Below are 12,894 nucleotides of genomic sequence, written 5' to 3'. Positions count from 1 at the left end.
GCAAGACCCGCTCCTACAAATCGCCGATCACTTGGTGGCGGCGCCATCCGGAACGAACACGTAGCCCACGCCCCAGACTGTCTGGATGTAACGCGGCTTGGACGGATCGGGTTCGATCATCCGGCGCAGACGGGATATTTGTACGTCGATGGAACGCTCCAGGGCATCCCACTCGCGGCCACGGGCCAGGTTCATCAGTTTGTCACGGGTCAGTGGCTGACGCGCGTTCATGACCAATGCCTTGAGGACCGCAAACTCACCGGTGGTGAGCATGTGCACTTCGTCACCGCGCTTGAGTTCGCGGGTCGCCAGCGACAGTACGTAATCACCGAAGGTCACGCTTTCGTCTTCGCTGCCCGGTGCACCCGGTACCGGCGTCGACTGACGACGCAGGACCGCTTTGACGCGGGCCATCAGCTCGTCCGGGTTGAACGGCTTGGCCAGGTAATCGTCGGCACCCAGTTCCAGGCCCTTGATACGGCTCAGCTCGTCGCCCTTGGCGGTCAGCATGATGATGGGGATCTGATTGTTCGCCGTGCGCAGGCGGCGGCAGGCGGTCAAGCCGTCTTCGCCGGGCAGCATCAGGTCGAGGACGACCAGGTTGAACACTTCGCGCGCCAGCAGGCGATCCATTTGCTCGGTGTTCGGAACGGCGCGGGCGCGGTAGCCCTTGCTGACGAAAAAGCGTTCCAGCAGGCTGCTGAGCCCCGGATCGTCGTCAACAATAAGAATTTTTTCGCCTTCAGCAGTGTTTGCAGTGCTGCTCATTAGATGCTCCTTTGATCTCGGCGCGCATTATGGCGTAGCTGTCGTTATACGCACCGAGTGCATTGTTAGCAGATTTTTCCTCCACCGCCAGCAAACCGGCCATTACCGCACCATCCTGCGATGCCCCCGAACGGCCGAACGCTGGTTATAATGCCCGGCCTTTTGTGTCAGGCAACATCAGACAGGTACTACAGACCGGCGCCTTTAATTTCCGTGGCCGCGCAGTAATTGTTCGATTTCACGGGTCAATGGGGTGCCCTTTGATCCAGGCAGCGGCGCAGGCCAGGCCGCTCAACCAGACTCGCAGAGCCTTTGATTCTGCGCCTGCGAGCCTGCTTTCACAATTTGTCAGGTGGTTTTATGGACAGCATCAACAGCCGCATCGCCGAGGAACTCGGTGTACGCCCACAACAGGTCGAAGCGGCCGTCGCGCTACTCGATGAAGGCTCTACCGTTCCCTTCATCGCCCGTTACCGGAAAGAAGTGACCGGCAGCCTCGATGACATCCAGTTGCGTCATCTGGAAGAGCGTCTGCGCTACCTGCGAGAACTCGACGAACGGCGCATCAGCATCCTCGCCAGCATCGAAGAGCAAGGCAAGCTGACCCCTGCACTTGAGCGCGACATCAAACTCGCCGACACCAAGACCCGCCTCGAAGACTTGTACCTGCCCTACAAGCAGAAGCGCCGCACCAAGGGCCAGATTGCCCTGGAAGCCGGCCTCGGCGAGCTGGCCGACGGCCTGTTCAACGACCCGACCCTGACCCCGGACACCGAAGCCGCACGCTTCATCAACGCTGAAAAAGGCGTGGCCGATGTAAAGGCAGCCCTCGAAGGCGCCAAGTACATCCTCATGGAACGCTTCGCCGAAGACGCCGGTTTGCTGGACAAACTGCGCAGCTACTTGAAGCAGGAAGCCACCCTCAGTGCCCGCGTCATCGCCGGCAAGGAAGAGGAAGGCGCCAAGTTCCGCGACTACTTCGAACACGATGAACCGCTGAAAAGCATGCCGTCGCACCGCGCGCTGGCGATTTTCCGTGGCCGCAACGAAGGCATTCTGAGCTCCGCGCTGAAAGTCGGCGACGAGCTGCCGGGCACCATGCACCCGTGCGAAGGCATGATCGGCCAGCAATTCGGCATCCAGAACCAGAACCGGGCCGCCGACAAATGGTTGGGCGAAGTGGTGCGCTGGACCTGGAAGGTCAAGCTCTACACCCACCTCGAAACCGATTTGCTGGGTGAGCTGCGCGATGGCGCGGAAACCGAAGCGATCAACGTGTTCGCGCACAACCTGCACGACTTGCTGCTATCGGCACCGGCCGGCCCGCGCGCCACGCTGGGTCTCGACCCGGGCCTGCGCACCGGTTGCAAGGTCGCCGTGGTCGACGCCACCGGCAAGCTGCTGGATCACGCCACCGTTTACCCGCACGTGCCACACAACAAATGGGATCAGACCCTCGCGATTCTCGCTGCCCTGTGCGCCAAGCATTCGGTCGACCTGATCGCTATCGGCAACGGCACTGCCAGCCGCGAAACCGACAAGCTGGCCGCTGAGCTGATCAAGAAATACCCAGCGATGAAGATGACCAAAGTGATGGTTTCCGAGGCCGGCGCATCGGTCTACTCGGCATCGGAACTGGCGTCGAAGGAATTCCCGAATCTGGACGTGTCGATCCGTGGCGCCGTGTCGATTGCCCGTCGCTTACAGGATCCACTGGCTGAGCTGGTGAAGATCGATCCGAAATCCATCGGGGTCGGCCAGTACCAGCACGACGTTTCGCAGCTGAAACTGGCGCGCGGTCTGGACGCGGTGGTCGAGGACTGCGTGAACGCCGTGGGTGTCGACGTCAATACCGCCTCCGTGGCGCTGCTGGCGCGCATCTCCGGTCTCAACGCGACCCTGGCACAGAATATCGTCAGCCATCGCGATGAGCACGGCGCATTCAAAACCCGCGCCGCGTTGAAGAAAGTCGCACGTCTGGGCGAAAAAACCTTCGAACAGGCCGCAGGCTTCCTGCGCGTGATGAACGGCGACAACCCGCTGGATTCGTCGGCCGTTCACCCGGAAGCCTACCCGCTGGTGCAACGCATCGCCGCTGAAACCGACCGCGACATCCGCTCGCTGATCGGCGACGCGAGCTTCCTCAAGCGCCTTGATCCGAAGAAGTACACCGACGAAACCTTCGGTCTGCCAACGGTCACTGACATCCTGCAAGAGCTGGAAAAACCGGGCCGTGACCCGCGTCCAGAGTTCAAGACCGCCGAGTTCCAGGAAGGCGTCGAAGACCTCAAGGACCTCGAACTGGGGATGATCCTCGAAGGCGTCGTCACCAACGTGACCAACTTCGGTGCGTTCGTCGACATCGGCGTGCATCAGGACGGTTTGGTGCATATCTCTGCGCTTTCGGAGAAGTTCATCAAGGATCCGCGCGAAGCGGTCAAGGCCGGTGATGTGGTGAAAGTGAAGGTCATGGAAGTCGACATCCCGCGCAAACGCGTGGGCCTGTCGATGCGCGTGAGCGACACCCCCGGCGAGAAAATCGACGGCGCTCGCGGTGCACGTCCGGGGTCGGCGCCACGCCAATCCCAGAACACCGCACCGCGCAAGGAAACCACCGCGGCGGCCCCGAGCAACAACGCGATGGCGTCGCTGTTCGCTAATGCCAAGCAGTTGAAGAAACGCTGATGGAGATCCCCGCCGGGCTGACCGAGAGCGCGTTTTTCAAGCTGCTGGGGTGTCGCTTGCACAGCCTGGAAACCGGGGTGGCGCAAGTCGCCCTGGCGCTTGAGCCAGAGCTGCGCAATCGCGGCGGCAAGCTGCACGGCGGGGCTTTGTTCAGTTTGGTGGACATTGCCATGGGGCTGGCTTGTTCCAGCACCCATGGCTTTGACCAGCAGAGCGCGACCATCGAATGCAAGATCAACTACATTCGCGCCGTTTCAGACGGTGAAGTGATGTGCACGGCGCGGGTGATTCACCCGGGCCGCCGCACGCTGGTGGTCGAGGCCGATGTGATGCAAGGCGACAAACTGGTCGCAAAAGCACAAGGCACGTTCGCTGTCCTGTAGCTACTCGTCATCAATTTGAGTTAATTTCAGCGCTGTAACCGCTGCGCAGAAATACCCTGTGGGAGCGGGCTTGCTCGCGAAGGCGGTGTATCAGGCAATTTATTTGTTGACTGACACTCCCCCTTCGCGAGCAAGCCCGCTCCCACATTGATTGCGGCAAGTTCCAAAACCAGGCGAAAACGCCAGTTTTAACTTCACCCTTGTAGACCGTCTTGCCCACCCCCATATTGGGGCGACTGACGCGTGAAGGAATCCAACTTGAGCGAACTTCTCAACCGCCGCCTGGCCCTGCTTGGCGAGCGCGCTAACCTCTCTCTGCTCGAACAGTGCCTTCACGGCATCGAACGTGAATGCCTGCGCGTGACCGGCGAAGGTCGCCTGGCGCAAACGCCGCACCCGGAAGAATTGGGTTCCGCGCTGACCAACGAACAAATCACCACCGACTATTCCGAGTCGCTGCTGGAGTTCATCACGCCCGCCCTGCCCGACCCGGCAGATACCTTGGCGAGCCTGGACAAGATTCATCGCTTTGCCTACAGCAAACTCGGCAACGAGTTTCTGTGGAGCCCCTCGATGCCGTGCCCGTTGCCGGCCGAGGAAGACATTCCGATCGCCTATTACGGTACGTCCAACATCGGTCAGCTCAAGTACGTTTACCGCAAGGGCCTGGCCCTGCGGTACGGCAAGACCATGCAGTGCATCGCCGGGATCCACTACAACTTCTCCCTGCCGGAAAAGCTCTGGCCGCTGCTCAAGGAATCGGAAGGCTTTGTAGGCACCGACCGCGACTACCAGTCCTCGGCCTACATCGCGCTGATCCGTAACTTCCGTCGCTACAGCTGGCTGCTGATGTACCTGTTCGGCGCCTCGCCAGCACTGGACGCCGGCTTCCTGCGCGGTCGTTCGCACCAGTTGGAACAACTGGACCCGGACACCTTGTACCTGCCGTTCGCCACCAGTTTGCGCATGAGCGATCTGGGTTACCAGAGCAACGCCCAGGCCGGTTTGACGCCGTGCTACAACGACCTGTCGAGTTACACCGACAGCCTGCGCCAAGCGGTCGCCACACCGTATGCGCCGTATGTCGAGATCGGCACGCATCAAGACGGTGAGTGGGTTCAGCTCAACACCAACATCCTGCAGATCGAAAACGAGTACTACTCCAACATCCGTCCGAAACGCGTGACCTACACCGGTGAACGGCCGATTCAGGCGCTGGTTGCTCGTGGCATTCAGTACGTTGAAGTGCGTTGCCTGGACATCAACCCGTTTCTGCCGATGGGCATCGACCTCACCGAGTCGCGCTTCCTCGACGCGTTCCTGCTGTATTGCGCGCTGAACGACAGCCCGTTGTTGACCAATACCTCTTGCAGCAACGCCACCTCCAACTTCCTCAGCGTGGTCAAGGAAGGTCGCCGTCCGGGCCTGCAATTGCACCGCAACGGTCAACCAGTGGACCTGAAAGAATGGGCCAGCGAGTTGCTGGAGCAGATTGCGCCACTGGCCGCGATGCTGGATCAAAGCCATGGCGGCGATGCTCATAGCAAGGCGCTGGATGCTCAGCTGGCCAAGGTCAAGGATCCGTCGCTGACGCCTTCGGCCCAGGTGCTGGCGGCCATGGCCGAGCACAACGAAAGCTTTGCTCAATTCTCTCTGCGTCAGAGCCGGGCGCATGCGGAGTTTTTCCGCAGCGAGCCTTTGAGTGGTGAAGATCAGGCGAAATTTGAAACACTGGCGCGTTCGTCGCTGGCGGCACAGGTTGAGCTGGAGCAGAACGAAGTCGGCGATTTCGACGTGTTTGTCGGGTCGTATCAGGCGAGTATTCTGGCGATCAGTAACTAACCAGCCAATGCAGATCCCCTGTTCCTTGATCGTTCCCACGCTCTGCGTGGGAACGATCAGTGGGAGGTCTACTAGTTTCCACACATAAGCTCATTCGAAAAAGTTATTTATTTTCGTATTTTTAGATCATTTAGTCTCCTTTCACGCCGACTCTCGGTCGCCTGACAAGGAGCTTCCCAATGAAACTGCATTTCCCTCTTCGCCTCCTGGCGGCCGCCTCTCTGGCTGCAGCGAGCTTCTTTGCCCAGGCGGCTGACGTCACCGTCGCTTACCAGACCACCGTGGACCCGGCGAAAGTTGCCCAGGCCGACGGCGCTTACGAAAAAGCCACCAACGCCAAAATCGACTGGCGCAAATTCAACAACGGTGCCGACATCATCGCCGCCATCGCCTCCGGCGACGTGCAAATTGGCTACCTCGGTTCCAGCCCCCTGACCGCCGCGATCACCCGCAAAGTCCCGGTCGAAACCTTCCTCATCGCCACCCAGATCGGCGCCGCTGAAGCGCTGGTCGCTCGCGACGGTTCCGGGATCAAGACCCCGCAGGACCTGATTGGCAAGAAAATCGCCGTGCCGTTCGTTTCCACCGGTCACTACAGCCTGCTGGCCGCACTGAAGCACTGGAACATCGACCCGTCGAAAGTCACCGTGATCAACCTTGCGCCACCCGCAATCATTGCCGCGTGGAAACGCGGTGACATCGACGCCACCTACGTCTGGGACCCAGCCCTCGGCGTGGCCAAGGAAAACGGCAAAGTGCTGATCACCTCGGGTGAACTGGCCAAGTTCGGCGCGCCGACCTTCGATGCCTGGATCGTGCGCAAAGACTTCGCCGAGAAGCACCCGGAAATCGTCACCGCGTTCGCCAAGGTCACCCTCGACGCCTACGCCGATTACCGCAAAGACCCGAAAGCCTGGCTCGCCAATCAATCCAATGTCGACAAACTGGTGAAACTCTCCGGTGCCAAGGCCAGCGATATTCCGCTGCTGCTGCAAGGCAACGTCTACCCGCTGGCGGCTGATCAGGTAATCACCCTCGGCGCGCCGACCACCAAAGCCATCACCGACACCGCCACGTTCCTCAAGGAACAAGGCAAGGTCGAAGCCGTGCTGCCGGACTACGCCCCGTACGTCAGCGCCAAGTTCATCACCAACTGATCGGGAGTTTACTGCGATGGCCTTGCTACAGCTGGAGCGCATCAGCGCACAGTACCCCGGCAGTCCGGAACCGGTACTGGCGGATATTTCCCTGAGTCTGGGGCCCCAGCAATTGTTGGTCGCCCTCGGCCCGTCCGGCAGTGGCAAGACTTCGCTGTTGAACCTGATTGCCGGTTTTGTCGAGCCAAGCGCCGGGCGCATCACCCTCGACGGTGTGCCGGTCAACGGCCCGAGCGCCGAACGTGGCGTGGTGTTTCAGGACGACGCGTTACTGCCTTGGCAGGATGTGCTGGCCAACGTCGGATTCGGTCTGGAACTGGCCGGTGTTTCCCGGGAAAAACGTGAAATCCGTGCCCGGGAAATGCTCGCACTGGTCGACCTCTCCGGCTTCGAAAACCGTCGTATCTGGCAGCTCTCGGGCGGCCAGAAGCAACGTGTCGGCCTCGCCCGCGCATTGGCCGCCGATCCTCGTGTCTTGCTCATGGACGAGCCCTTCGGCGCCCTCGATGCCTTCACCCGCGAGCAGATGCAAGCGTTGCTGCTGCAAGTCTGGCAGCGCACCGCCAAACCGGTGTTCTTGATCACCCACGACATTGAAGAAGCGGTGTTCCTCGCCACAGACCTGATTCTGCTGGCGCCCAATCCTGGGCAAATCGTCGAGCGCCTGAGCCTGGATTTCGGTCAGCGTTATGCTGCCGGTGAGTCGGCCCGGGCCATCAAGTCCGACCCACGCTTTATCGAAACCCGCGAACACGTGCTCGCCAAAGTGTTCTCCCAACGCAGCGCCGCCACGCGGCAGGAGCGCGCATGAGCAGCTATGAAATTCCAGCCGTAGCGCTGAAACCGGGCTCGAAGTTGATTGCGGTTCGTCGCAGTCTCAGCACGCGCTGGATCAGCGTACTGACACTGGTCGCGCTCGTTGCCCTCTGGTGGGCCGTCACCGCCACGGGAATGATCGAACCGCTGTTCCTGCCGCCTCCATCCGCCGTGTTGCAAAAAGGCTGGCTGCTGGTGACCACGGGGTACATGGATTCAACCTTGTGGCAGCACTTGGGCGCGAGCCTCAGCCGCATCGGCCTGGGCTTGGGCTTTGCCGTGTTGACGGCGGTGCCGGTCGGCATCGCCATCGGTCACAACCGCATCGCTCGCGGCATTCTTGATCCGCTGATCGAGTTCTACCGGCCGATTCCGCCGCTGGCCTATCTGCCGCTGATCGTGATCTGGTGTGGCATCGGTGAGTTGTCGAAAGTCTTGCTGATTTATCTGGCGATTTTCGCCCCGATTGCCATCGCCACCGCCACCGGCGTGCGCACCGTCGACCCGGCCAAATTACGTGCCGCGCAGTCGCTGGGTGCGACTCGGGCACAGTTGATTCGTCATGTGATTCTGCCAAGTGCCTTGCCAGACATCTTGACCGGTGTGCGCATTGGCTTGGGTGTGGGATGGTCGACCCTGGTCGCCGCTGAATTGATCGCCGCCACCAGCGGGCTGGGCTTCATGGTGCAGTCGGCCGCGCAGTTCCTGGTCACCGATGTGGTGGTGCTGGGGATTCTGGTGATTGCGCTGATTGCCTTCGCCATGGAAATGGGCCTGCGCGCCCTGCAACGCAAACTGGTGCCGTGGCATGGCCAGGCTCACTGAAAAATCATCATGCGAAAAACCCTACAAAAGCTCTACACCCCGAATTCGAAGAGAAATACCATGAGCAGCCTGAAGATCGTCCCCATAAGCTCGGCTCTCGGCGCACAGATCAGCGGCGTCGACATCAGCCAACCGCTGACCCCGGAACAACGCGACGCCATCGAGCAGGCGCTGCTCAAACATCAAGTGCTGTTCTTCCGCGACCAGCCGATCACCCCACAGCAGCAGGCACGATTCGCCGCGAGTTTCGGTGACCTGCACATTCACCCGATCTACCCGAATGTGCCGGAACAGCCCGAAGTGCTGATCCTCGACACCGCCGTCACCGACGTGCGCGACAACGCGATCTGGCACACCGACGTGACCTTCCTGCCGACCCCGGCGATGGGCGCGGTGCTCAGCGCCAAGCTGCTGCCGGAGTTTGGTGGCGACACATTGTGGGCCAGCGGGATAGCGGCGTATGAAGCCTTGTCCGCGCCGATGAAAACCTTGCTCGAAGGGCTTACTGCGACTCACGATTTCACTCGTTCGTTCCCACTTGAGCGCTACGGCAATACGCCTGAAGCGTTGGCTCAATGGGAAGAAGCGCGACGCAAAAATCCGCCTTTATCGCACCCGGTTATTCGCACACACCCGGTGAGCGGACGCCGCTCGTTGTTCGTCAACGAAGGCTTCACGTCGAAGATCAATGAGTTGTCGGAAACCGAGAGCGAAGTGATTCTGAAATTTTTGTTCGCTCATTCAACGCGGCCGGAGTTTACCATTCGCTGGCGTTGGCAGAAGGATGACGTGGCGTTTTGGGATAACCGCGTGACCCAGCATTACGCCGTGGATGACTACCGGCCGGCGCGTCGGGTGATGCAGCGGGCGACGGTGTTGGGGGATGTGCCGTTCTTCCGGTAACCCGATCATTCCCACGCACTGCGTGGGAATGCAGCCCGGGACGCTCCGCGTCCCATCCAAAGCCGAACGCGGAGCGTCCGCTGAGGCATTCCCACGCGGACGGTTCGACGCCTCGACGTGGGAACGATCAGTACTCGGTTACTCAGCCGTCGAAGGCTTCTCCCAAAGATTGATCCCGCCTTCCTGGGCAAACCGGTCAATCTCCGCCAGTTCTTCAGCACTAAAGCTCAAATTCTTCAACGCCCCGACGTTCTCGATAATCTGCTCCGGCCGACTCGCACCGATCAGCGCCGACGTCACCCGCGGATCGCGCAACGTCCACGCCAACGCCAGTTGCGCCAGGCTCTGTCCACGCCGCTTGGCAATCTCATTGAGCCCGCGCACATGGGCGATGTTGGCTTCTGACAAATGAGACTCCTGCAACGAACCACCGCCCGGGCGATTGACCCGCGCATCCTTCGGAATGCCATTAAGGTATTTATCGGTCAGCAGCCCCTGCGCCAACGGCGTGAAAGCAATCACGCCAGTGCCGAGTTCGTCGGTGACGTCCAGCAGATCCTTTTCCACCCAACGATTGAGCAGGTTGTACGCCGGCTGATGAATCAGCAGCGGCACTTTCCACTCTTTCAATAGCGCCGCCATTTCACGGGTTTTCACCCCGGAATACGACGAGATACCGATGTACAACGCCTTGCCTTGCTGCACAGCAGTGGCCAGTGCGCTGGCAGTTTCTTCCAGTGGGGTGTCCGGGTCGAAACGGTGAGAGTAGAAAATGTCCACGTAATCCAGGCCCAGACGCTGCAGGCTCTGATCCAGGCTGGCGAGCACGTATTTGCGCGAGCCACCGCCCTGCCCGTAAGGACCCGGCCACATGTCCCAGCCAGCCTTGCTGGAGATGATCAGTTCGTCGCGATACTGCTTGAAGTCCTCCCTCAGCAAACGACCGAAGTTGATCTCGGCGCTGCCGTACGGCGGGCCATAGTTGTTGGCCAGGTCGAAGTGGTTGATCCCCAGGTCGAACGCCGTGCGCAACAACGCGCGCTGGTTGTCGATCGGCGTGCTGTCACCGAAGTTGTGCCACAGCCCCAGGGACAGCGCCGGTAGCACCAGACCGCTGCGGCCCACGCGGCGGTAAGGGATGGAGTCGTAGCGGTTTTCGGCAGCGGTGTAGGTCATCGAATCCTCTCTTGTCGGTCTTGAATGCGGTATCGACTGCGTCGCAAGTTGCCCAGCATACGCCCAGACAAACGCCGATAAACCTCGGACGCGAGAAAATGCTGAAACGTTTCACAGATTTTTAATGGGAATGCCGCCAGGGACGCTCCGCGTTCCGATTTTTGAAGTGACGCAGAGCATCACCGGATGCATTCCCACGCGGAGCATGGGAACGATCTGCTCTCAAATTGCCCCCGCAAACACCTCCCCCAACCAATCCACAAACACCCGGACCCGTGGCGACATGTGGCGGTTGTGCGGGTACAACACCGAAACCGGCATCGGCGGTGGCGGCATATCGGTGAGGACTTCCCGCACCAGCCCCTGGGCAATCTGGGTTTCCATCCGGTAATGCGGGCACTGGATCAGCCCCAGCCCGGCGATGGCAGAGGCGGCGTAGATTTCCGCGCCGAACACTGAAAGCGCGCCGTCGATGGCGACTTCCTTCAGTTCGCCATTCACCATGAATTCGAACGGAAACAGTTTGGCGGTAGTGCGTGAGACGTAGTTCACCGCACGGTGATGCTTGAGGTCGTCGAGGGTTTTCGGTTCGCCGTATTTGCGCAAGTAGGCGGGGCTGGCGCAGGTGATCTGGCGCAGGTTGGCAATGCGTTTTCCGATCAGAGCCGAATCACTCAACGTGCCCGCGCGCAGCACGCAGTCGACGCCTTCGGCGATCAAGTCGACAAAGCGGTCGGACTCGCTGATGGACAGTTCGATCTGTGGATAGCGCTCCATGAATTGCGGCAATGTCGGGATCACAAAACTTTTCGCCAGCGTGCCGTGCAGGTCGACGCGTAACCGGCCTTTCGGTGAGCAGCCGCGAAACGCCAGCTCGGCCTCTTCCAGTTCCGCCAGCAGTTGCACGCAGCGCAAATAGTAGGCCTCGCCGTCCAGCGTCGGACGCACCTTGCGCGTACTACGCTCCAGCAACCGCGTGCCGAGCCAGGCTTCAAACTGATTCAGGGTGTGCGTCAACGTTGCGCGCGGCAGGTTCAAGTCTTCGGCCGCCAGGGTGAAGCTGCTGCGCTCGTAGATCCGCACGAAGACTTTCATCGCTTTGACTTGATCCACGTGGGGCTCCGATTGTTGGCGATTATTGAACAGTCAAGGCAACTCTCGTGCATTTATCGGCCTGAGTACACATGTGAATCTGGCTTCACACCAAGCCAACCACCTCATCAGGAATCAGCACCATGACTACTCAGAAAGTTGCCATCGTTACAGGCGCCTCCCGTGGCATCGGCGCCGTGATCGCCAGACAACTGGCCAGCGACGGTTTCGCTGTCGCCATCAATTACGCCAGCAGCGCCACCGAAGCCTCGACCCTGGTAGTGGAATTGCGCCAGGCCGGCCATCAAGCCATAGCGATCAAGGCTGACGTAGCCAACGCCGACGAGGTGCGCCGGATGTTCGACGAGACCGAAACACAGCTGGGGAAAGTCGATGTGCTGGTCAACAACGCCGGCATCCTCAAGGTGCTGCCACTGGCGCAGCACACCGATGAACTGTTCGAGCAGACCTTCAATATCCACGCCCGTGGCACGTTCAACACCTTGCGCGAAGCGGCGACACGTTTGAACAGTGGCGGGCGGATCGTCAATTTCTCCAGCAGCACCGTCGGCCTCAATCTGCCGGGATACGCGGTGTACATCGCCAGCAAAGCGGCGGTGGAATCGTTGACTCAGGTGTTTGCCAAGGAAATGCGCGGGCGCAACATCACCGTTAACGCCGTGGCGCCGGGGCCGGTTGCAACCGAGTTGTTTTTGCACGGCAAGAGTGAAGAACAGATCCAGAACTTCGCCAAGATGCCTCCACTGGAGCGCCTGGGTCAGCCGGAGGATATTGCTCGCGTGGTGTCGTTTCTGGTCGGGCCGGATTCGGCCTGGATCAATGGGCAGATTTTGCGCGCCAATGGTGGGTTGGTTTAACTAAGCTCACATAAAGACCGCAGCGAACCTGTAGGAGCGAGCCTGCTCGCGAAAGCGGTTTATCAGACAACACACATCGAACGGGTGAAACGCACCATGCACACAGCCATCATCATCACCTTCGGCCTGGCCCTCCTCGCCATGATGCTGGTCATCGGCGAGAAAATCGGCTTCAGCCGCCAGACACTGACCTACAGCTTTGTAGTCCTGTGGCTGGCATTGACGGTGATCAACGGGGCCATCGGCGTGGTCACTGCCGGCCACCCCTTGAGTTCAGAACTGGCGATCGGCACGGCGGTGTTCAGTGTGCCGGTGGCAGCGCTGGTGCTGTTCATGGTGATGAGCGCCGAGGCCTGAAACAGGCCCCGC

The 12,894-nt window shown here is 60.3% G+C and carries 13 protein-coding genes; 9 read left to right on the top strand and 4 right to left on the bottom strand.

The window, feature by feature from the left end; translation table 11 throughout:
• Nucleotides 1-27: 27 nt before the first annotated feature.
• A complete protein-coding gene (gene ompR, locus ACA048_RS01220) occupies nucleotides 28-768 on the bottom strand; it encodes an osmolarity response regulator transcription factor OmpR (RefSeq protein ID WP_007949203.1) in 741 nt (246 codons plus the stop codon).
• Nucleotides 743-871, bottom strand: coding sequence for a hypothetical protein (locus ACA048_RS01215; RefSeq protein ID WP_007949204.1), 129 nt, complete (start codon nucleotides 869-871; stop codon nucleotides 743-745). Before ACA048_RS01215 ends, ompR begins: the two co-directional genes overlap by 26 nt.
• Nucleotides 872-1,128: 257 nt before the next feature.
• On the opposite strand from ACA048_RS01215, the gene ACA048_RS01210 reads away from it, so the two are divergent.
• From ACA048_RS01210 to tauD, 7 genes are all read left to right on the top strand, one after another.
• Complete coding sequence (locus ACA048_RS01210) at nucleotides 1,129-3,453, top strand: Tex family protein (RefSeq protein WP_497627614.1); 2,325 nt, start codon at nucleotides 1,129-1,131, stop codon at nucleotides 3,451-3,453.
• Complete coding sequence (locus tag ACA048_RS01205) at nucleotides 3,453-3,836, top strand: PaaI family thioesterase (RefSeq protein ID WP_008019061.1); 384 nt, start codon at nucleotides 3,453-3,455, stop codon at nucleotides 3,834-3,836. The genes ACA048_RS01210 and ACA048_RS01205 overlap by 1 nt, the downstream gene beginning before the upstream one ends.
• A gap of 258 nt (nucleotides 3,837-4,094) precedes the next feature.
• Nucleotides 4,095-5,678, top strand: coding sequence for a glutamate--cysteine ligase (gene gshA, locus ACA048_RS01200; RefSeq protein ID WP_497627613.1), 1,584 nt, complete (start codon nucleotides 4,095-4,097; stop codon nucleotides 5,676-5,678).
• Nucleotides 5,679-5,857: 179 nt separating this feature from the next.
• The gene (tauA, locus tag ACA048_RS01195) at nucleotides 5,858-6,835 is read left to right on the top strand and encodes a taurine ABC transporter substrate-binding protein (protein ID WP_497627612.1); all 978 of its coding nucleotides are present in this window, start codon (nucleotides 5,858-5,860) and stop codon (nucleotides 6,833-6,835) included.
• Between the two features lie 16 nt (nucleotides 6,836-6,851).
• The gene (gene tauB / locus ACA048_RS01190) at nucleotides 6,852-7,646 is read left to right on the top strand and encodes a taurine ABC transporter ATP-binding subunit (RefSeq protein WP_497627611.1); all 795 of its coding nucleotides are present in this window, start codon (nucleotides 6,852-6,854) and stop codon (nucleotides 7,644-7,646) included.
• On the top strand, nucleotides 7,643-8,476 hold the full coding sequence (gene tauC / locus ACA048_RS01185) for a taurine ABC transporter permease TauC (protein ID WP_497627610.1): 834 nt from the start codon (nucleotides 7,643-7,645) through the stop codon (nucleotides 8,474-8,476). Before tauB ends, tauC begins: the two co-directional genes overlap by 4 nt.
• Before the next feature lie 60 nt (nucleotides 8,477-8,536).
• Complete coding sequence (gene tauD, locus ACA048_RS01180; RefSeq protein WP_497627609.1) at nucleotides 8,537-9,379, top strand: taurine dioxygenase; 843 nt, start codon at nucleotides 8,537-8,539, stop codon at nucleotides 9,377-9,379.
• Nucleotides 9,380-9,517: 138 nt separating this feature from the next.
• Here tauD and mgrA read toward each other — a convergent pair whose 3' ends face one another.
• Nucleotides 9,518-10,555 (bottom strand): L-glyceraldehyde 3-phosphate reductase, encoded by a 1,038-nt coding sequence (gene mgrA, locus ACA048_RS01175; protein WP_497627608.1) that lies wholly within the window; start codon nucleotides 10,553-10,555, stop codon nucleotides 9,518-9,520.
• Nucleotides 10,556-10,777: 222 nt separating this feature from the next.
• Nucleotides 10,778-11,668, bottom strand: coding sequence for a LysR family transcriptional regulator (locus ACA048_RS01170; RefSeq protein WP_497627607.1), 891 nt, complete (start codon nucleotides 11,666-11,668; stop codon nucleotides 10,778-10,780).
• Nucleotides 11,669-11,790: 122 nt separating this feature from the next.
• Between ACA048_RS01170 and ACA048_RS01165 the strand changes: the two genes are divergently transcribed.
• Both ACA048_RS01165 and ACA048_RS01160 read left to right on the top strand, forming a co-directional pair.
• Nucleotides 11,791-12,525 carry an SDR family oxidoreductase gene (locus ACA048_RS01165; RefSeq protein ID WP_497627606.1) on the top strand — a complete coding sequence of 245 codons (735 nt, stop codon included), beginning with the start codon at nucleotides 11,791-11,793 and terminating at the stop codon, nucleotides 12,523-12,525.
• Nucleotides 12,526-12,621: 96 nt separating this feature from the next.
• Nucleotides 12,622-12,882, top strand: a complete 261-nt coding sequence (locus ACA048_RS01160; RefSeq protein WP_497627605.1) for a hypothetical protein — start codon at nucleotides 12,622-12,624, stop codon at nucleotides 12,880-12,882.
• Nucleotides 12,883-12,894 lie beyond the last annotated feature (12 nt).

Source organism: Pseudomonas sp. LBUM1659 (genome assembly GCF_059716045.1).
This window is presented reverse-complemented; position numbering and strand designations above follow the sequence as displayed.